At 59.0% G+C, this 18888-nt stretch carries 17 protein-coding genes; 14 read left to right on the top strand and 3 right to left on the bottom strand.

Annotated elements, in window-relative coordinates; all coding sequences use genetic code 11:
* The first annotated feature begins 135 nt into the window (after nucleotides 1–135).
* Complete coding sequence (locus AC07V4_RS25090) at nucleotides 136–2400, top strand: putative bifunctional diguanylate cyclase/phosphodiesterase (protein ID WP_492638531.1); 2265 nt, start codon at nucleotides 136–138, stop codon at nucleotides 2398–2400.
* A gap of 204 nt (nucleotides 2401–2604) precedes the next feature.
* The gene (locus AC07V4_RS25085) at nucleotides 2605–4782 is read left to right on the top strand and encodes a hypothetical protein (protein ID WP_492638530.1); all 2178 of its coding nucleotides are present in this window, start codon (nucleotides 2605–2607) and stop codon (nucleotides 4780–4782) included.
* Nucleotides 4783–5074: 292 nt separating this feature from the next.
* On the opposite strand, the gene AC07V4_RS25080 is transcribed toward AC07V4_RS25085, so the two are convergent.
* Nucleotides 5075–5377, bottom strand: coding sequence for a DUF2288 domain-containing protein (locus tag AC07V4_RS25080; protein WP_492638529.1), 303 nt, complete (start codon nucleotides 5375–5377; stop codon nucleotides 5075–5077).
* A 356-nt stretch (nucleotides 5378–5733) separates the two neighbouring features.
* Here AC07V4_RS25080 and AC07V4_RS25075 point away from each other — a divergent pair, with 356 nt between their 5' ends.
* The 9 genes from AC07V4_RS25075 to AC07V4_RS25035 all read left to right on the top strand — a co-directional run bounded on the left by AC07V4_RS25075 (nucleotide 5734) and on the right by AC07V4_RS25035 (nucleotide 13482).
* Complete coding sequence (locus AC07V4_RS25075) at nucleotides 5734–6861, top strand: branched-chain amino acid ABC transporter substrate-binding protein (protein WP_492638528.1); 1128 nt, start codon at nucleotides 5734–5736, stop codon at nucleotides 6859–6861.
* 228 nt (nucleotides 6862–7089) lie between these two features.
* On the top strand, nucleotides 7090–8013 hold the full coding sequence (gene livH / locus AC07V4_RS25070; RefSeq protein ID WP_106577104.1) for a high-affinity branched-chain amino acid ABC transporter permease LivH: 924 nt from the start codon (nucleotides 7090–7092) through the stop codon (nucleotides 8011–8013).
* Entirely contained in the window at nucleotides 8010–9263 is a 1254-nt protein-coding gene (locus AC07V4_RS25065; RefSeq protein WP_492638527.1) for a high-affinity branched-chain amino acid ABC transporter permease LivM, read from the top strand. The genes livH and AC07V4_RS25065 overlap by 4 nt, the downstream gene beginning before the upstream one ends.
* Nucleotides 9260–10027 carry a high-affinity branched-chain amino acid ABC transporter ATP-binding protein LivG gene (livG, locus tag AC07V4_RS25060; protein ID WP_003193538.1) on the top strand — a complete coding sequence of 256 codons (768 nt, stop codon included), beginning with the start codon at nucleotides 9260–9262 and terminating at the stop codon, nucleotides 10025–10027. Before AC07V4_RS25065 ends, livG begins: the two co-directional genes overlap by 4 nt.
* 1 nt (nucleotide 10028) lies before the next feature.
* Nucleotides 10029–10730, top strand: coding sequence for an ABC transporter ATP-binding protein (locus AC07V4_RS25055; RefSeq protein WP_492638526.1), 702 nt, complete (start codon nucleotides 10029–10031; stop codon nucleotides 10728–10730).
* A gap of 286 nt (nucleotides 10731–11016) precedes the next feature.
* A complete protein-coding gene (locus AC07V4_RS25050; protein ID WP_492638525.1) occupies nucleotides 11017–11325 on the top strand; it encodes a BufA1 family periplasmic bufferin-type metallophore in 309 nt (102 codons plus the stop codon).
* Between the two features lie 23 nt (nucleotides 11326–11348).
* Nucleotides 11349–12227 carry an MNIO family bufferin maturase gene (bufB, locus tag AC07V4_RS25045; protein ID WP_492638524.1) on the top strand — a complete coding sequence of 293 codons (879 nt, stop codon included), beginning with the start codon at nucleotides 11349–11351 and terminating at the stop codon, nucleotides 12225–12227.
* Nucleotides 12224–13000 carry an HvfC/BufC N-terminal domain-containing protein gene (locus AC07V4_RS25040; RefSeq protein ID WP_492638523.1) on the top strand — a complete coding sequence of 259 codons (777 nt, stop codon included), beginning with the start codon at nucleotides 12224–12226 and terminating at the stop codon, nucleotides 12998–13000. Before bufB ends, AC07V4_RS25040 begins: the two co-directional genes overlap by 4 nt.
* Nucleotides 12997–13482 (top strand): DoxX family protein, encoded by a 486-nt coding sequence (locus tag AC07V4_RS25035; RefSeq protein WP_492638522.1) that lies wholly within the window; start codon nucleotides 12997–12999, stop codon nucleotides 13480–13482. Before AC07V4_RS25040 ends, AC07V4_RS25035 begins: the two co-directional genes overlap by 4 nt.
* On the opposite strand, the gene AC07V4_RS25030 is transcribed toward AC07V4_RS25035, so the two are convergent.
* A complete protein-coding gene (locus AC07V4_RS25030; protein ID WP_492638521.1) occupies nucleotides 13473–14387 on the bottom strand; it encodes a LysR family transcriptional regulator in 915 nt (304 codons plus the stop codon). The genes AC07V4_RS25035 and AC07V4_RS25030 overlap by 10 nt on opposite strands.
* Nucleotides 14388–14492: 105 nt before the next feature.
* Here AC07V4_RS25030 and AC07V4_RS25025 point away from each other — a divergent pair, with 105 nt between their 5' ends.
* The 3 genes from AC07V4_RS25025 to AC07V4_RS25015 all read left to right on the top strand — a co-directional run bounded on the left by AC07V4_RS25025 (nucleotide 14493) and on the right by AC07V4_RS25015 (nucleotide 17580).
* Nucleotides 14493–15092 carry a short chain dehydrogenase gene (locus tag AC07V4_RS25025; RefSeq protein WP_492638520.1) on the top strand — a complete coding sequence of 200 codons (600 nt, stop codon included), beginning with the start codon at nucleotides 14493–14495 and terminating at the stop codon, nucleotides 15090–15092.
* 96 nt (nucleotides 15093–15188) lie between these two features.
* Nucleotides 15189–15860 carry a COG3650 family protein gene (locus AC07V4_RS25020; RefSeq protein WP_492638519.1) on the top strand — a complete coding sequence of 224 codons (672 nt, stop codon included), beginning with the start codon at nucleotides 15189–15191 and terminating at the stop codon, nucleotides 15858–15860.
* 106 nt (nucleotides 15861–15966) lie between these two features.
* The gene (locus AC07V4_RS25015; RefSeq protein ID WP_492638518.1) at nucleotides 15967–17580 is read left to right on the top strand and encodes an NAD(P)/FAD-dependent oxidoreductase; all 1614 of its coding nucleotides are present in this window, start codon (nucleotides 15967–15969) and stop codon (nucleotides 17578–17580) included.
* Between the two features lie 121 nt (nucleotides 17581–17701).
* Here AC07V4_RS25015 and AC07V4_RS25010 read toward each other — a convergent pair whose 3' ends face one another.
* Nucleotides 17702–18796, bottom strand: coding sequence for a PLP-dependent cysteine synthase family protein (locus AC07V4_RS25010; RefSeq protein ID WP_492638517.1), 1095 nt, complete (start codon nucleotides 18794–18796; stop codon nucleotides 17702–17704).
* Between the last annotated feature and the right edge of the window lie 92 nt (nucleotides 18797–18888).

Here is an 18888-nt window from a genome sequence, read left to right as displayed (position 1 = left end):
CAAACGCTATGGATGACATGCCAAAATAATTGAGATCAAAGTGCCATTACTGATGGCGAATCCCGCGTGGCTTCTATACTCGTCTTCATAGGTCATCGCCTCAGGCTGTGACGTGACGCTATGACGGGGCATGCTATGGAATGGCTTGGTTTGCATTTTTTTACCGACCTTCCAGATAACGGGCATTTATTACTCAATTGCAGTCATAACCCTTTTCTGGTGCTACTGGCGTATCTGGTCGCTTGCGCGGCCGGGTTCGGCACGCTGGACATGGCCGAACGCGTCGGCCATGTAGAAGACCCCACAGCCCGCCGCCATTGGCGCTGGCTGGGGGCTGGGTGCCTGGCAGGCGGTATCTGGTCGACGCATTTCATCAGCATGCTGGCTTTCCAAGCCCCCATCGCTATTCATTACGAATTGCTCATGACGTTCGCCTCGCTATTGATCGCTCTGATCGCGTCGCTGTTCGCCATGCAAACCCTCAGTCACCCTCACCTGCGGTTCCGCCAATACTTGCTGGCGTCGGTATGGATGGGGCTCGGTATCGCCCTGATGCACTACGTCGGCATGTCGGCCATGCGCTCCCAGGCCCAGGTGTACTTCGAGTCGGGATTGTTCATGGCGTCGGTCGCTATCGCCATCGGCGCCAGCCTGGCCGCGTTGTTGCTGTCCAGCTACCTGCGCACCGGCGCCGGCGTGTTCCATCAACTGCTCAAATACGCCGCCAGCCTGGTGCTGGGTGCCGGCATTCTCAGCATGCACTTCACGGGCATGGCCGCCATGCAAATGCTGGTGCCTACCGGCGCTGATCTGTCACAGCCACTGGACAACAACCCTATTCAGCTCGGCCTGTCCGTGGCTGTAATCACGCTACTGGTCATCGGTAGCAGCGTCAGTGCAGCCTTGGCGGACAAAAAACTGCAGCACAAGGAACGTGACCTGCGTCGGGTCAACGCGCTGCTCAGCGAACTCGACCAGGCCCGCGCATCGCTGCAACAGGTCGCCCATTTCGACGCACTGACCAGCCTGCTCAACCGCCGGGGGTTCAACCAGATCTTCGCGGAGAAAGTCGCGGAAAAAACCGCAAACAACGGCATGATGGCGGTGATTTTTCTCGATATCGACCACTTCAAGCGGATCAACGATAGCCTGGGGCATGACGCCGGCGATCAGTTGCTCAGGGTGCTGGCCGGGCATATCAAGAGCTCGGTACGCAGCCATGAGGATGTGGTCGCACGCTTTGGGGGCGATGAGTTCTGCATCCTGATCAACATCCACCACCGTGATGAAGCGCGCCATATGGCCCAGCGCATCATGCAAAAGATGAAAGACCCGATCGAACTGGCCGGCCGGCGCATGGTGATGACCACCAGCATCGGTATCAGCCTGTTTCCCGATGACGGCCTGACCTGCGATGAGCTGCTGAAAACCGCCGACCTCGCGCTTTACCAGTCCAAGGACGCCGGCCGCAACAACCTGAACTTCTTCAGCTCCAACCTGAAAACCCGCGCTTTCCTTGAACTGCAATTGGAAGAGGAATTACGCGCGGCGCTGCGTGCGCGCAACGAACTGGTGCTGTTCTATCAGCCGATCTTCGACATGAAACTCGGCAAGGTCACACGCCTTGAAGCCCTGGTGCGCTGGCAGCATCCGCAACATGGGCTGCTGGCACCAGAGCGTTTTATCGGCATCGCTGAAAACAATGGGCTGATTGCCGAGCTGGACCACTGGGTGCTGCGCCAGGCCTGTCACGACCTGAGCTTGCTGTCTGACCGCGGCTATACCGAACTGACCATGGCCGTGAACTGCTCGGCCTTGAACCTGGCCCGTGATGAATTGGCCGATGAAATCGAAGACGCCCTGCGCTTTGCCGGGATCGCGGCCAACCGCCTGGAGCTGGAAGTCACCGAAAATGCGCTGATGGGCAATATCAGCAGCACCTTGGCGCTGTTGCGGCAAATCCGGGCGCTGGGCGTATCCCTGGCCATCGATGACTTCGGCACCGGCTACTCATCCCTCGCCTACCTCAAGCGCCTGCCGCTGAACACCTTGAAGATCGACCGCTCCTTTATCCAGGACATTCCCAAATCCACCGCTGATATCGAAATCGTCCAGGCGATTATCGGCATGGCCCATACCCTGCACCTTCAAGTGGTCACCGAGGGCGTGGAAACCCAAGCGCAATTCGAGCTGTTGCTCAAACATGGCTGTGATTACATTCAAGGCTACCTGCTCAGCCCGGCGGTGCCTGCCAGTGACATCATCGGCGTAATGCAGGGCATCCAGATGCGCAACCCGCTCTACCCGCTCAGCGTGGAAAGCAACAAGGATGCGCCGCCGCAAAAAGAGCCCGCGCCCGGGCGCATCGGCTCTGCGTCCATCGTGAGACCAATTCGCTGACGCCGTTTTTTTGGCATTTCGCCATCATTCGCCTAAAGAACACCGACGAACGGCCGATCCATCAGGGTCCGGCCGGAATTCCCCTGTAAACACTTGGGTCAAACCCAGCCGTCCCGGACTCAGACGCACTGTAAAGTCGCGAACTTTCATTCAGTGATGGCTCCTCGATGTTTTGCGGCCATCCGTCCAGGTACATGGCGCCCAATGACTTCCAAAAACAATTCTGCCACCGTGATTCCCGACGTGTTGCCGACAATGCCTGCGGAAAAACCCGCCGGTTACAAGCCATTGAGTAGCGCTCGCCCGCTGGCCACCCAGCAGTACTTGTACTTCACCGAGACCAATACCGACCGCATCCTCGACAACCTCGACGGCCTGCGCGACATGGTGTTCCCACGCCCACCCCAGCAGGAAGGCGACGGCGATCTGCGCGGCGAGCAGGAATTCCCGTCGGTGTGCCTGATCGGCCTGGGCCGCTGCGGCTCCAACATTGCCCTGGACGTGGCGGAGTTGGTGTACAACGCGCGCAAGTTCTACTTGAACGAGTTCAGTACCGAGGATAAATCGCTGGATAAGGGCTACAGCCCGGCCCAATGGATTCGCAACAACCTGCGCCTAGGCGGTGGCAAGGCCACCAAGCCTGTGTTCCTGGTTGAACCCCTGGTGATGCTGGGCGACCTGGACAAGGACATCGCCGGGCGCATCCGCTTCTCGCGCAAAGGTGAAAAAAGCGGCTTCCTGCGCGACTACAGCAAGATGAAAATCATGGACCTGTCGGAAGTCCATGCCGGGGGCGCCGGTAACGCACCGATCCTGGGCCAGTACCTGGCCAAGATTATCCTCAACAAAGACACCCAGCGTTTCTCCAGCCCCGACTGGAAGATGATCCACTCCTACCTGATCGACTCCTGCGGCATCAAGGCCAACCAGTCGCGCCTGTACTTCTCGATCTTCAGCGCTGGCGGTGGTACCGGCTCGGGCATGGCTTCCGAATTCGGCCTGGCCCAGCAACACTCGTACATGAACAAGACATTCGATACCAAGCCTGCCGACGAGCACGACAGCAAGAGCGGCCACGCCTTTGTATTCGAGCCGATCTTCACCAGCGGCATCTGCGTGCTGCCGAATATCTCCGACCACCGTAGTGAAATGTCCGAGGCGCTGCACATCAACGCCGGGCGCCTGCTGTGCAAATACTTGTCGGAAGAATGGGACTTCTCATACAACTTCGCCAATGAAGACAGCAGCGAAGCCAGCGTTAAAGGTCGTATCCGGCCGTGGAACGCGATGATGCTGATCTCCAACGACATCATGCGTTACGCCGAAGAGAGCGACGACGGCAACATCCAGAACATTGATGTCAATGCGATGGAAAAGCACGCTAACCAGTACATTTCCCAACAGATCTTCAACATCCTCACCGCCCAGGCGGTCACCACCGACTACGACCAGAACTACTTCCGCCGCGCCGGCATCGACATCGGCGAAACCATCCGCCTGGACGCCAACGACCTGTTCATGAGCCTGGCCGGCCCAGTGGCGATTGCCTATGCCGAATCGGTCGTGCCGGAAACTCCAGCGCCGTCCAACGACAAGTTCAAGGTGTTCGACAAAGAGCCGCAGCGCCTGAACATCGACGACCTGTTCTTCCGCTCCATCGACTTGCCGCACTTCAATAAAGTCACCCAGGCCATCGAAGGCATCAGCCTGCTGCCGATTGAATCCAAGCGCTACAAGGCGTCGCTGGAGCAGTACAAGAATTCCGGCTATGACGCGGCGGCACTGCATGACCTGCATTTTTTCAAGAACTGTTCGTCGGTGGTGTCCATCGTGTCGCTGCCCAAGGATTACAAGCTGTCCTACATGGACCTGAACCGGCTCAAGACCCACCTCAACAGCCTGTTCCCCAACACCACGCTCAAGCGTTATGCGTTGGTAATAGGTGCGTCGGCCAACCTGTCGCTGACCACCTTGATCGCCAAGAGCCCGTGCCTGTCGGACGATTTCCTGACCTTGATCGTGGCGTTCATCAAGCGCTGCTTTGCGCGCAACCCTTACCGCTTCGATGACACGCTGGACAACTCGATCCTGGACTTCATCATCCATGAGGACTTCGACGAAGATCGCATCGATGAATTGCTCAACGAGTTCGAGAACCCGGCAAAGATCCTCGATACCAACTGGTATGCGATCAAACCGATGTACGAGAAGAAGTACCGCGAGTTGATCAACGACAAAGAGAAGTTCGTGTCGATCAATGACATTCGCCTGTCACGGGACTGCGTGAAGAAGGCGATCAAGTACTTGCGCGAGATCTATCGCCACCGGATTGGCAAGACCAAGGTCATTTCCTTGAACAACCATACCGGTAAGACGGCCTAGACCGCGTGGCCTTTATCGCAGGCAAGCCAGCTCCCACACTTGGAATGCATTTCAAATGTGGGAGCTGGCTTGCCTGCGATAGCGGTCGGCAAAACAACAAATATCTCCAGTCCTGCCACACCCAGAAACAATTCCCCTAGCCTTTGGCCCTGCGCAAAACTGTTCCCGTTACGTGCGCGTCACCCTCACCTGTGACCTTTCTCTACGGCAAGATGCCATCACGGCTTCAGCGGTTACTCGGCTACACACTTGTACCGCGAAAAAACATGCACCTTTTTAGTGCTGGCTTTTCTTACAGCGCCCTTTCCTGGATCAGAATCCACGGCGAAACCACCACCGCCCACAGGCTCGGATCACGTTCCACCAGGTCCAATGCCCGCGTTGCAGACACTTCGCCAAGGCTCCCGGCAGCCAGCCATGCAGCGACTTTGTCGCGGTTATCCTCGGCCATACCCTCAGCCGCCTCGATCAAATCCAGGCCGGCGTCGACCCACAATAGGGCACCCTTGGCAAAGAACGGTTCAAGCTCCTTCCAGGAAATTTCAGCGGTTTCACCGAGCAGCTTGGCATAGAGGGTGCTAGGTTCTTGCGTCATGGGAATTCACCTTGGGAAAAAATCGGCGCAATCATAACGTCGTGGCTCTTGCAGAAAAACCCAGGCTAGAAAAACCCAGTAGCAAATGAGGCACCGATAGAAAGGGTCAGGAAAGCCAAGGATTGCCCGAAACTCTGGCACAACCCCGCCGCAATTCTGTCTTTTTCTTTCATTTAAGCGACACGCTCGGGTTTTGCCCCCAGCAGCCAGCTTTTCAAGCGATCAACCGGCGCTCTACACTGTACCGGTACAGTTGCCAGGGCACTGCCGGGGAGATATCCGAGATATCCGATCCGGTTCTGCAGCTCACAAGGCCGCTAGAACTATAAAAAATACAACAGTAAGAGTGGAGCACTATGAATAAGGCTACTAAGCAGATTTCCAAACTGTTTGCCGCTATGGTCCTGGCTGGGGTTGCCGGCCATTCGTTCGCAGCCGATACCATCAAGATCGGTATCGCAGGTCCTAAAACCGGTCCTGTCACGCAATACGGCGACATGCAATTCATGGGTGCCAAGCAAGCCATCAAAGACATCAACGCCAAGGGCGGCGTAGACGGCAAGATGCTTGAGGCCAAGGAATACGACGACGCTTGCGATCCGAAACAAGCGGTTGCCGTTGCCAACAAAGTGGTCAACGACGGCGTCAAGTTCGTGGTCGGTCACCTCTGCTCCAGCTCCACTCAGCCCGCTACCGACATCTACGAAGACGAAGGCGTGATCATGATTACCCCGGCTGCCACCAGCCCGGAAATCACCGCCCGTGGTTACAAACTGGTGTTCCGCACCATCGGCCTGGACAGCGCCCAAGGCCCGGCTGCCGGCAACTACATTGCCGACCACGTCAAGCCGAAGGTCGTTGCCGTACTGCACGACAAACAGCAATACGGTGAAGGTATCGCCACCGCCGTTAAACAGACCCTTGAGAAGAAAGGCGTGAAAGTCGCAGTCTTCGAAGGCCTGAACGCGGGTGACAAGGACTTCTCCTCGATCATCCAGAAACTCAAGCAAAACAACGTCGACTTCGTTTACTACGGCGGCTACCACCCTGAGCTGGGCCTGATCCTGCGCCAGTCCAAGGAAAAAGGCCTGAACGCCAAGTTCATGGGCCCTGAAGGTGTCGGCAACGACTCCATCTCGCAAATCGCCCAGGACGCTTCCGAAGGCCTGCTGGTGACCCTGCCGAAATCCTTCGACGCAGACCCGGCGAACAAAGCCATTGTCGACGCCCTCGTAGCAGACAAAAAAGACCCAAGCGGCCCGTTCGTGTTCCCAGCCTACTCGGCCGTTGAAGTGATCGCCGGCGGTATCGCCGCTGCGAAAAGCGAAGACACCGCCAAAGTCGCTGCGGCCATCCACGCAGGCACCTTCAAGACCCCTACCGGCGACCTGAGCTTCGATGCCAAGGGCGACCTGAAGGACTTCAAGTTCGTGGTCTACGAATGGCACTTCGGTAAACCAAAAACCGAAGTTTCCCCTCAGTAAGCCAGGCGTTACTGGTCAACAAGCCCACTGTGCAAGCAGTGGGCTTTGTTTTACGAGGTTTATGGGCCTGTCACCCGCGATCCGGGCGCTGGCTCACCTGAAAATCTTAAAACCGTCACCAGCGGTTCGCTGGCAAACGCTTTGTGCAAATGTGCTCACAGAACACAGCGCAGGGCCGGAACATGACTCCACCAGTGAAATGCGTATCGGGTTTTTAGGAGCGCTGTAATGCCTGAGATCTATCATTTTTTCCAACAGCTGGTTAATGGTCTGACCATTGGCAGCACCTATGCCTTGATAGCCATTGGCTACACAATGGTTTACGGCATCATTGGAATGATCAACTTCGCCCATGGCGAGGTATACATGATTGGTTCCTACGTGGCTTTCATCGCCCTTGCCGGGCTGGCCATGATGGGTATCCACTCCCTGCCGCTGTTGATGACCGCCGCCTTTATCGCGTCGATCGTCGTGACCAGTGCCTATGGCTACAGTATCGAGCGCGTTGCCTACCGTCCCTTGCGTGGCAGCAACCGTTTGATCCCACTGATTTCCGCCATCGGCATGTCTATTTTCCTGCAAAACACCGTATTGCTGTCCCAGGACTCCAAGGACAAGTCCATTCCCAACCTGATCCCGGGGAGCATCTCCTTCGGCCCAGGCGGCGCACAAGAAGTGCTGATTTCGTATATGCAGATCCTGGTCTTCGTCGTCACCCTGGTGGCCATGCTGGGCCTGACCCTGTTCATCTCCCGCTCCCGTCTGGGGCGCGCCTGCCGGGCCTGTGCCGAAGACATCAAGATGGCCAACCTGCTGGGTATCAACACCAACAACATCATCGCCCTGACCTTCGTGATCGGCGCCGCACTGGCAGCCGTCGCGGCGGTACTGCTGAGCATGCAGTACGGCGTAATCAACCCCAACGCCGGTTTCCTGGTAGGCCTCAAGGCCTTTACCGCAGCGGTATTGGGCGGCATCGGCAGTATTCCGGGCGCCATGCTCGGCGGGCTGGTGCTAGGTGTGGCCGAAGCGTTTGGCGCCGATATCTTCGGCGACCAGTACAAGGACGTCGTGGCGTTCGGCCTGTTGGTTCTGGTGCTGTTATTCCGTCCGACCGGCATTTTGGGCCGTCCGGAGGTTGAGAAAGTATGAGCAGATATCTTAAACCGGCGTTCTTCAGCGCCTTGCTGGTATGGGCGGTGGCCTTCCCGGTACTCGGCCTCAAGTTGAGCATTGTCGGCATCAACCTGGAAGTGCATGGCACTGGTCCCGTGACCCTGAGCATCATCGCCCTGTGCTCGGTGCTGATGTTCCTGCGTGTGCTGTTCACCCAGCAGGTCGGTGCCTTGTTCAAAGGCAACCGTGGCCCATTGGTATCGCCCAAGGTCAGCCAGTTCCTGACCCTGCCGCGTACCCAGCGCTACATCATCATCGGGCTGATCATTGCGGCGCTGATCTGGCCATTCTTCGGCTCGCGCGGTGCAGTCGACATCGCCACCCTGATCCTGATCTACGTGTTGCTGGGCCTGGGCCTGAACATCGTCGTGGGCCTGGCAGGCCTGCTCGACCTCGGTTACGTGGGCTTCTACGCCGTGGGTGCCTACACCTACGCGCTGCTCTCGCACTACCTGGGCTGGGGCTTCTGGATCTGCCTGCCATTGGCGGGTATGGCGGCGGCCACATTCGGTTTCCTGCTGGGCTTCCCGGTGTTGCGTTTGCGCGGTGACTACCTGGCCATCGTGACCCTGGGTTTCGGTGAAATCATCCGGTTGTTCCTGCGTAACCTCACCGATATCACGGGTGGTCCGAACGGGATCAGCAACATTCCCAAGCCGACGTTCTTCGGACTGTCGTTCGATCGCAGCGCGGCCGAGGGCATGCAGACGTTCCACGAATACTTCGGGATCGACTACAACCCAGTGAGCAAAGTGGTGTTCCTGTATCTGGTGGCACTGTTGCTGGCACTGGCCGCCCTGTTCGTGATCAACCGCCTGCTGCGCATGCCAATCGGCCGCGCCTGGGAAGCACTGCGCGAAGATGAAATCGCCTGCCGTGCCCTGGGCCTGAACCCGACCATCATCAAGCTTTCCGCGTTCACCCTGGGCGCTGCGTTCGCCGGTTTCGCCGGCAGCTTCTTCGCCGCACGCCAAGGCCTGGTGACCCCGGAGTCGTTCACCTTTATCGAATCGGCGATCATTCTCGCCATCGTGGTATTGGGTGGCATGGGTTCACAGTTGGGCGTGATCCTGGCGGCAATCATCATGATCCTGCTGCCCGAAATGATGCGCGAGTTCAGTGACTACCGCATGTTGATGTTCGGCGCCCTGATGGTGCTGATGATGATCTGGCGTCCTCAAGGCCTGCTGCCCATGCAACGTCCACACATGGAGCTGCGCAAATGAGCCGCGAGATCCTGAAAGTCGAAAATTTGAGCATGCGCTTTGGTGGCCTGCTCGCGGTCAACGGCGTAGCCCTGACCGTCAAAGAGAAACAAGTTGTCGCGCTTATCGGTCCCAACGGCGCCGGCAAGACCACGGTGTTCAACTGCCTCACCGGTTTCTACAAACCAAGTGGCGGCAGCATCCTGCTGGACGGCCAACCGATCCAGGGTCTGGCCGGTCACGAGATCGCCCGCAAGGGCGTAGTACGGACATTCCAGAACGTGCGGTTGTTCAAGGACATGACGGCAGTCGAGAACCTGCTGATCGCCCAGCATCGTCACCTGAACACCAACTTCTTCGCTGGTTTGTTCAAGACGCCCGCGTTCCGCAAGAGCGAGCGCGAAGCCATGGAGTACGCGGCGTATTGGCTGGACAAGGTCAACCTCACCGAGTTTGCAAACCGCCCTGCCGGCACCCTGGCGTACGGTCAGCAACGCCGCCTGGAGATCGCGCGCTGCATGATGACCCGTCCGCGGATTCTCATGCTCGACGAACCGGCCGCTGGCTTGAACCCCAAGGAGACCGAAGACCTCAAGGCGCTGATCAGCGTGTTGCGTGAGGAAAACAACGCCACGGTGCTGTTGATCGAGCACGACATGAAACTGGTCATGAGCATTTCCGACCACATCGTGGTGATCAACCAGGGCACGCCGCTGGCAAACGGGACACCGGAGCAGATCCGTGACAATCCCGAAGTGATCAAAGCCTATTTGGGGGAAGCGTAAAATGCTGCAATTCGAAAACGTTTCCACTTTCTACGGCAAGATCCAAGCCCTCCACGGTGTCAACGTGGAAGTGCATCAGGGTGAAATTGTCACCCTCATTGGCGCCAACGGTGCCGGCAAGTCGACTCTGTTGATGACCCTGTGCGGTTCGCCACAGGCTCACAGCGGCAGCATCCGCTACATGGGTGAAGAGCTGGTGGGCCAGTCGTCGTCCCACATCATGCGCAAGAGCATTGCGGTGGTGCCGGAAGGCCGCCGCGTGTTCTCGCGCCTGACGGTGGAAGAAAACCTGGCCATGGGCGGGTTCTTCACCGACAAGGGCGACTACCAAGAGCAGATGGACAAGGTGCTGCACCTGTTCCCAAGGCTCAAGGAACGCTTCAGCCAGCGCGGCGGCACTATGTCCGGCGGCGAGCAGCAAATGCTCGCCATCGGCCGGGCGCTGATGAGCAAACCCAAGTTGTTGCTGTTGGACGAACCGTCCCTGGGCCTGGCACCCATCATCATCCAGCAGATTTTCGACATTATCGAACAACTGCGTAAGGACGGTGTGACGGTGTTCCTGGTGGAGCAGAACGCCAACCAGGCCCTGAAAATCGCCGACCGTGCCTACGTGCTGGAGAACGGCCGGGTGGTGATGCAAGGTACTGGCGAGCAGTTGCTGACCGACCCGAAAGTGCGTGAGGCGTACCTCGGGGGCTAAAGCCGGTAGCTGCATGAACCGGATCTAAAAATGTGGGAGCAGGCTTGTGTGGGAGCTGGCTTGCCTGCGATGGCATCACTGCGGTGTGACTAACACACCGAGGTGCCTGCATCGCGGGCAAGCCCGGCTCCCACACAAGCCTGCTCCCACATTTGTTTTGTGCGGTCCTTAAGATTTCTTTTTTAAATTATTTACGATGGGCTTGTAACGAAATTCGTCCTGCTGCCTCTAGTGGGGTAAGCAGGCAATCATGCCCGCCATAACTACCCACTGCTGGAGATACACCATGACTACTAAAACCCGTTCGCTGTCCGCCGCTACCCTCGTCCTGGCTCTCGGTTCGGCCCTGAGCCTGTCCGCCATGACCAACATGGCCCACGCTGACGAAGCCAAAATGGACAAATGCTTCGGTGTCGCCGAAGCCGGCAAGAACGATTGCGCCGCAGGCGCTGGCACTACCTGCGCCGGTACCTCCAAAGTCAAAGACCAGGCCAATGCCTGGAAACTGGTACCTGCCGGCACCTGCGACAAGACCCCAAGCGCTACCTCACCAACCGGTTTTGGCCAGGCTGCTGCCTTCACCGCCAAGTCCTGAAACCCGACACAGCCTGAGTACGGATGATGACGCTTTTCCCCCAACACACGGTCTCGCCAGCTCAGGTGCCCGGCCTCCCCCATAGGGCCGGGCTGGGGCTGAAGAACGAGCACTTCATCGAAGTGCTCGAAACCTCGCCCGATATCGGTTTTTTTGAAGTGCACGCCGAAAACTACATGGTGGCCGGCGGCCCGTTCCATCACTACCTGGGTTTGATCCGCGAGCAGTACCCACTGTCATTACATGGCGTGGGGCTGTCCATTGGTGGCGAAGGCCCGCTGAACCGTGAGCACCTGGCACGGTTGGCCAAGCTGATCGAACGCTATCAACCCCACTCTTTTTCCGAACACCTGGCCTGGTCCAGCCATGGCCCGGTGTTTCTGAACGACTTGCTGCCCCTGGCCTACGACACCGCCACCCTGAACCGGGTGTGCGAACACGTTGATCAGGTACAAAGCGTCCTCAAGCGCACCCTGTTGCTGGAGAACCCGTCGACGTATGTGCAGTTCCAGCACTCGACCCTGGACGAGATGGACTTCATCACTGAAATCATCCGCCGCACCGGCTGCGGTCTGTTACTGGACGTCAACAACGCCTACGTATCGTGCATCAACCACCAACGTGATCCACTGGCCTACATCAACGGGCTGCCGTTGCATGCGGTGGGTGAAATCCATCTGGCTGGCTTTGCCGAAGACACCGACAGCCTGGGCGATCGCCTACTGATTGATGATCACGGAGCCCCCATCGACAACGCAGTGTGGCAGCTTTACGAGCAAGTACTTACACGTATCGGCCCGGTGGCCACGCTGATTGAGCGGGACAACCAAGTGCCGGCCTTCAGCGTATTACTCGCCGAAGCCCAACACGCCGAACGGTACTTGGCGCAGGTGACCCCATGAGCCTTCATGACGCATTTGCCAGCGCCCTGCTCTCGCCCGACATGGCCTGCCCCGATGGCGTGTTCAGCAGCAACGGCGCCGACCCGGCCAGCCGCTTTGTGGTGTACCGCAACAACGTGCACAGCTCGTTGATCAATGCGCTGGCAACGGCTTACCCCGTGACGTTGCAACTGGTTGGCGAGGAATTCTTCCGTGCCATGGCGGGGCTCTTCGTACAGGCCTGCCCGCCCACCAGCCCGTTGATCAGCGAATACGGCAGTGCATTGGCTGCGTTCATTCAGGACTTCGAGCCGACAGCCAGCGTGCCCTATCTGGCCGATGTCGCACGACTGGAGCGCCTGCGGGTACGTGCCTATCACGCCGCCGATGAAGCGCCGATGAATCGGCAAGCCGTTTTGCAGGCACTGCAAACGGAAACAAACCTGGGGGCGTTACGCCTGCAACTGCATCCGTCCCTCGCCACTCTGGACTCTGCCTACGCAATCGTCGGCATCTGGTCAGCACATCAGACCGAAGGTGAAATTGCCAACTTCCACCCCTGGCACGCCCAAGGTGCCTTGGTGTTACGCCAAGGGCTGACAGTCAAGGTGTTTGCCATCGACTCAGGCGCAGTCACGTTCATCAATAGCCTGAACCAAGGCGCAACGCTGGAAACAGCAGTGGAACAGGCCCTCGAAGGGTCGACCGAATTCGATCTGCACCAATGCCTGAACCTGCTGATCAGCTACGACGCCATCACTCATTTGCATACCAAACAAAAGGTCTCGCCATGAACTCATCCCCTTCGTGCCTGGTTAAACGGGCCATCGCGTTGTTCGAGAAGATCCCCTACAGCCTGATCGCCTTTCTCGCTCGCTTCTCCATCGCCGCGGTGTTCTGGAAATCCAGCCAGACCAAAGTCGAGGGCTTCGCCATCGATCTGATCAGCGGCACCTTCCAACTGGGCGAGCCGCGACTGGCCGCCTCGACGCTGCCGCTGTTTCGCAGTGAATACAAGGTGCCCTTGCTGTCGCCGGAAATAGCCGCGCATATGTCCGCGTTCGCCGAGCACTTTTTCCCGGTGTTGATCCTAGTGGGCTTTGCCACACGTTTCTCGGCATTGGCGTTGATTGGCATGACGCTGGTCATTCAACTGTTCGTCTACCCGGAAGCCTATCCGACCCACGGCACCTGGATCGCGATACTGCTGCTGTTGGTCGCAAAAGGCCCTGGCCGCCTGTCCATCGACCACCTGATCGCCCGCCGCTACCGCTGAAGTCGGTCCAGGGTTTCGCCGCTGCGCTTGAACCAGTCCACCAGGTAATCAGCCAGCACCTGGGTTCGGCGCGGCAACCCACCCTGATAAGGATGCACCAGGTACATCGGCAGGCTGCGTGTTGAATAGTCACGCAGTAGCCAACGCAAACGGCCGTCAGCCAGTTCTGCGGGAAGCACGTAGGACGGCAGGCGTGCGATACCGGCGCCTACCAGCGCGGCCTTTTTCAGCAGGTTGTAGTGGTTGGAGGCAAAGGTGCCGCTGACCCGCACCCGCAGCAGCTCGTGTTGCTGGTGGTACAACCACTCCTCGCGCCCGCTGTAGTGGCTGTTGAGCAAACAGGCATGTGTTGCCAGATCCGCCGGGGTCTGCGGCTCGCCGTGTTGTTCCAGGTAGGCCGGGCTGGCGCAGGTCATCTCGTGCCAGGCCAGCAGTGGTTTGGCGACCAAGCGCTCATTCTCGATGGCACCGGAGCGTACGCCCAGATCAAAGCCGTCCCGGGCCAGGTCGCGGTAGCTGTTATTCAGCTCCAGCTCGATCTGCACCTGCGGATATTGCTTGGAAAACTCCAGCAGCAAACCATCAAAGAAGGTTTCCCCCAACGACACCGGAACCGTCATACGCACGGGCCCGGCCAGGTCGTCCTTGAGCCGCGCCAAGGCCTGACGGGCACGTTCCACTTGCACGACCAGCGCTTGCGCCTGGGGCAGCAACGCCGCACCGGCAGCGGTGAGGCTGAGCCTGCGCGTGGTGCGATGCAGCAACACCACGGAAAACTGTGCTTCCAACTGGCTGATACGCTTGGATAGCTGGCCTTTGCTGCACCCCAACTGCTCGGCCGCGACGGTGAAGCTACCCGCTTCGATCAGTACGGCAAAGGCCGCCAGGTCATCCATCTCGCTCATGGATTGTTTCCATTTGAAAACCAAAGGTTGCCTATTAGCGCGTTTATCCACCTAAAAAGCCACACTAGACTGAACCTTCACTTATCTCCCCGGAGGAACAGCACGATGAAAATCCTATTGATTGGTGCCAGCGGTACGGTCGGTTCGGCGATCAAGGCGGAACTGGCGCAGCGTCACGAAGTGATCAGCATCGGTCGCAGCAGCGGCGATTTCCAGGTCGATATCAGTGACAGCGCATCGATTCGCAAACTGTTCGAACAGACCGGTAAGTTCGATGCGCTGGTCTGCGCGGCAGGCAGCGTGAACTTCGTGCCGCTGGGGGACATGAGCGAAGCCGATTTTGAACTGGGCCTGCGTGACAAGCTGATGGGCCAGGTCAACCTGCTGCTGATCGGCCGTGAATACGCCAACGACGGTGCCTCGTTCACCTTCACCAGCGGCATCCTCAACCGCGACCCGATCCGCACCGGCGCTTCGGCAGCACTGGTCAACGGCGCACTGGATGCCTTCGTCAAAGCCGCCGCGATTGAATTGCCACGCGGCCTGCGCATCAACTCCGTGAGCCCGACTGTGCTACTGGAAGCCATGGGCAGCTATGCACCTTACTTCCGTGGGTACAAACCGGCACCTGGCGCCGACGTGGCATTGGCCTACGCGAAAAGTGTGGAAGGCTTGCAAACCGGTCAGACCTTTATCGTGGCTTGAATAGGCTACCTGTCAGAATTGACTGAAGCTCGTGGGCGGGGTTGTGATGCGGCGCACGTCTGCGTAACGTGGCGGCAATTGTCCGGAGACCCAATAATGCGTGCCGCCCACAGCCTTGTTCTATTAGCCCTGCTCCCCCTGTTCGCCGCCTGCCAGATATTCGACAGAGAACCCTCCAAACCATCTCTCGCCGGGCTGACCCGCATGCAGGGCGAACTCACGGCGGTCGGCGGCAAACTGCTGTTCCAGCCGTGTGGCGACAAACGTAACTACGTGGTCAACGACAGCGGAGGCACCAGCATCCTGCAGGAAGCGGCTTCGCTGGCCGGCGAGCAAGGCGCGTTGTTTGCCGACCTGCGCGGCAAGTTTTCCGGGGTCGCCAGCGGCACCCAGGGCAGCGTCGACCTGCAACAACTCTACCGCGTCGAGCGCTCGACCTCGGCCTGCGACGACCCGGACTTCAAACGCATGATCCTGCGGGCCAACGGCCACAAGCCGACCTGGGTGATGAAAGTCACCGCCAAGGGCCTGGTGCTGGAACGCGAAGGCCAGCCCCCCCTGGCGGTGCCCTATGTAGAAGAACAAATCGGTGACGGCCGCTTCAACCTGATGACCGAAGCCAACAACCAGCACGTGGAGTTGTGGGTGGCCCCGCAGCGTTGCGTCGACCCGGTCAGCGGTAGCCTGCAACACATGACCGCCGAGTTGCGCGTCAACGGCCAGGTGCAGCGCGGTTGCGCGTCGTTCGGCGGCTCGCGCGACGACTGACGCCACGCCATGCTGTTTTAACATGACGGGAAACCGCCATTGGGGCTTATAATCGCCGGTTTGCAAAACAGCCGGCCTCCTTGCCCGCCGCCTACCGGACCCTGTCATGTTACGAATCACCGAACTCAAGCTGCCCATCGACCATCCCGAAGAAGACCTGCGGCCTGCCATCGTGCAGCGCCTGGGCATCGCCAGTGATGACCTGCTCGATTTCACCCTGTTCAAGCGCAGCTACGACGCCCGTAAGAAATCGTCAGAGCTGTGCTTCATCTACACCATCGACCTGAACGCGAAAAACGAAGCCGCCCTGCTGCTCAAGTTCGCCGACGACCGTAACGTCAACCCGGCGCCGGATGTCAGCTACAAGGTGGTCGGCCAGGCACCGCAAGACTTGGCCGAACGGCCGATCGTGGTGGGTTTTGGCCCCTGCGGCATCTTTGCCGGCCTGTTGCTGGCGCAAATGGGCTTCAAGCCGATCATCCTCGAGCGCGGCAAGGAAGTCCGCCAGCGCACCAAGGATACCTGGGGCCTGTGGCGCAAAAGCGTACTCAACCCTGAGTCCAACGTGCAGTTCGGTGAAGGTGGCGCCGGGACCTTTTCCGACGGCAAGCTGTATAGCCAGATCAAAGACCCGAAATTCCACGGGCGCAAAGTGCTGCATGAGTTCGTCAAGGCCGGCGCGCCGGAAGAAATTCTCTACGTCAGCAAGCCGCACATCGGTACCTTCCGCCTGACCGGCGTTGTGGAAAACATGCGCGAGCAGATCATCGCCCTGGGCGGTGAAGTCCGTTTCGAGCAGCGTGTGACCGACGTGCTGATCGAAGACGGCCAGTTGAACGGTGTGGTAATCGACGGCGGCGAGCAGATCCTCTCCAAGCACGTGATCCTGGCCCTGGGCCATAGCGCCCGTGACACGTTCCGCATGCTCCACGAGCGCGGCGTTTACATGGAGGCCAAGCCGTTCTCCGTTGGGTTCCGCATCGAACATCCGCAATCGCTGATCGACGCGGCACGCCTGGGCAAATACGCCGGGCACCCGAAACTCGGCGCCGCCGACTATAAGCTGGTGCACCACGCCAAGAACGGTCGCTCGGTCTACAGCTTCTGCATGTGCCCGGGCGGCACAGTGGTCGCGGCGACATCTGAACCGAATCGTGTTGTCACCAACGGTATGAGCCAGTACTCGCGTAACGAACGCAATGCCAACTCCGGCATCGTGGTCGGCATCACGCCTGAAGTGGACTACCCAGGTGGCCCGCTGGCCGGTATCGAGCTGCAGGAACGCCTGGAGTCCCACGCGTATATCCTCGGCGGCAGCAACTATGAGGCGCCGGCGCAACTGGTCGGTGACTTCATCGCCGGCAAGCCTTCAACGGCCCTAGGCAGCGTGGAGCCGTCCTACAAACCCGGCGTTTCGCTGGGTGATCTGGCCCTGGCCTTGCCGGACTTCGCCATCGAGGCCATCCGTGAAGCCTTGCCGGCCTTCGAGAAGCAGATCAAAGGCTACTCACTGCACGATGCGGTGCTGACCGGTATCGAAACCCGCACATCGTCGCCGCTGCGGATTACCCGTAACGAATCGATGCAGAGCTTGAACGTGAAAGGTCTGTTCCCGGCCGGTGAAGGTGCAGGCTATGCCGGTGGGATTCTGTCGGCGGGTGTCGACGGGATTCGGATTGCCGAGGCGTTGGCACGGGATATGTTGGGTATCGAGGCCTAAGCGCTCTACTGCAATGTGGGAGCTGGCTTGCCTGCGATAGCGGTGGTTCAGTCGATATATTCGTCGACTGACACTACGCAATCGCAGGCAAGCCAGCTCCCACATTGGTTTCAGCGGTGTGTCAGATATTCGCGCGCAGGATCGTTTCCGGCAACGGTTCGCCTCGCTCTACACTGGCCGCAACGGCCGCAATCAAACCGCTCAACTCATATCCCTGAGCGTTAAGCCAAGCCTGATCGTAATAGGTAGTGGCATACCGCTCACCACCATCGCACAAGATCGCCACGATCGACCCCGACTCTCCCGCCGCTTTCATCTGCTGCGCCGCCACCAGGGCACCCACCAGATTGGTCCCGCTGGAGCCGCCAACCCGCCGCCCCAAACGCTCGGCCAGGTAATGCATGGCCGCCAACGACAACGCATCCGGCACCTTGACCATTGCATCAATCACCTTGGGCAAAAAGGACGCCTCGACCCGCGGCCGACCAATTCCCTCGATCCTTGAACCACAGTCCAGGCGCAAGCTGGCATCGCCACTCTGATAGAAATCGAAGAACACCGAGCGTTCGGCGTCGGCGCACAGCACGCGCGTGCAATGTTGACGGTAACGCACATAGCGGCCCAGGGTCGCGGTGGTACCGCCGGTGCCAGGGCTGGAAATCAACCAGCTCGGTTCGGGGTAATGTTCGAAGCGCATCTGTTGGAAGATCGATTCGGCGATGTTGTTGTTCGCCCGCCAGTCCGTAGCTCGCTCGGCGTAGGTGAACTGGTCCATGAAGTGACCGCCACTCTCCCGCGCCAAACGTTCGGATTCGGCGTAGATCTGCGTCGGGTCCTGTACCAGATGGCTCTTGCCGCCATAGAAGGCGATCTGGGCGATTTTTTCCTGGGACGTGGTGGCTGGCATGACCGCAATAAACGGCAGGCCGAGCAGACGGGCAAAGTAGGCTTCCGAAATCGCCGTCGAACCGCTGGAGGCCTCAATCACCGGCGCGCCCGGCTTGAGCCAGCCATTACACAGCGCATACAGGAACAGCGAACGAGCCAGCCGGTGCTTCAGGCTACCCGTGGGGTGACTGGACTCATCCTTGAAGTACAACTCGATACCCGGCAACCCCGGTAATGGCAAAGGGATCAGGTGCGTGTCGGCGCTACGCTGGAAGTCCGCTTCAATGATACGTATGGCTTCGCGGGCCCAGGTACGGTGGTCGCTCATAAGGTGGATCTCTAAAGGTTTCAGCCCAAATTCTAGGGGGTTTCCTACACTGCACACAGATACAGTGGCGACTCAATTGGACACACAATTGC

Source organism: Pseudomonas sp. GW821-FHT03A09 (genome assembly GCF_059421065.1).
This window is presented reverse-complemented; position numbering and strand designations above follow the sequence as displayed.

Bases quoted from the DNA above. Each gene is read 5' to 3' on its own strand.
- AC07V4_RS25035 (WP_492638522.1), top strand. From the start codon at position 12,997: ATGAACTCATCCCCTTCGTGCCTGGTTAAACGGGCCATCGCGTTGTTC.
- AC07V4_RS25085 (WP_492638530.1), top strand. From the start codon at position 2,605: ATGACTTCCAAAAACAATTCTGCCACCGTGATTCCCGACGTGTTGCCG.
- AC07V4_RS25010 (WP_492638517.1), bottom strand. From the start codon at position 18,796: ATGAGCGACCACCGTACCTGGGCCCGCGAAGCCATACGTATCATTGAA.
- AC07V4_RS25080 (WP_492638529.1), bottom strand. From the start codon at position 5,377: ATGACGCAAGAACCTAGCACCCTCTATGCCAAGCTGCTCGGTGAAACC.
- AC07V4_RS25055 (WP_492638526.1), top strand. From the start codon at position 10,029: ATGCTGCAATTCGAAAACGTTTCCACTTTCTACGGCAAGATCCAAGCC.
- AC07V4_RS25030 (WP_492638521.1), bottom strand. From the start codon at position 14,387: ATGAGCGAGATGGATGACCTGGCGGCCTTTGCCGTACTGATCGAAGCG.
- AC07V4_RS25040 (WP_492638523.1), top strand. From the start codon at position 12,224: ATGAGCCTTCATGACGCATTTGCCAGCGCCCTGCTCTCGCCCGACATG.
- livH (WP_106577104.1), top strand. From the start codon at position 7,090: ATGCCTGAGATCTATCATTTTTTCCAACAGCTGGTTAATGGTCTGACC.
- AC07V4_RS25050 (WP_492638525.1), top strand. From the start codon at position 11,017: ATGACTACTAAAACCCGTTCGCTGTCCGCCGCTACCCTCGTCCTGGCT.
- AC07V4_RS25075 (WP_492638528.1), top strand. From the start codon at position 5,734: ATGAATAAGGCTACTAAGCAGATTTCCAAACTGTTTGCCGCTATGGTC.
- AC07V4_RS25015 (WP_492638518.1), top strand. From the start codon at position 15,967: ATGTTACGAATCACCGAACTCAAGCTGCCCATCGACCATCCCGAAGAA.
- bufB (WP_492638524.1), top strand. From the start codon at position 11,349: ATGATGACGCTTTTCCCCCAACACACGGTCTCGCCAGCTCAGGTGCCC.
- AC07V4_RS25025 (WP_492638520.1), top strand. From the start codon at position 14,493: ATGAAAATCCTATTGATTGGTGCCAGCGGTACGGTCGGTTCGGCGATC.
- AC07V4_RS25020 (WP_492638519.1), top strand. From the start codon at position 15,189: ATGCGTGCCGCCCACAGCCTTGTTCTATTAGCCCTGCTCCCCCTGTTC.
- AC07V4_RS25090 (WP_492638531.1), top strand. From the start codon at position 136: ATGGAATGGCTTGGTTTGCATTTTTTTACCGACCTTCCAGATAACGGG.
- AC07V4_RS25065 (WP_492638527.1), top strand. From the start codon at position 8,010: ATGAGCAGATATCTTAAACCGGCGTTCTTCAGCGCCTTGCTGGTATGG.
- livG (WP_003193538.1), top strand. From the start codon at position 9,260: ATGAGCCGCGAGATCCTGAAAGTCGAAAATTTGAGCATGCGCTTTGGT.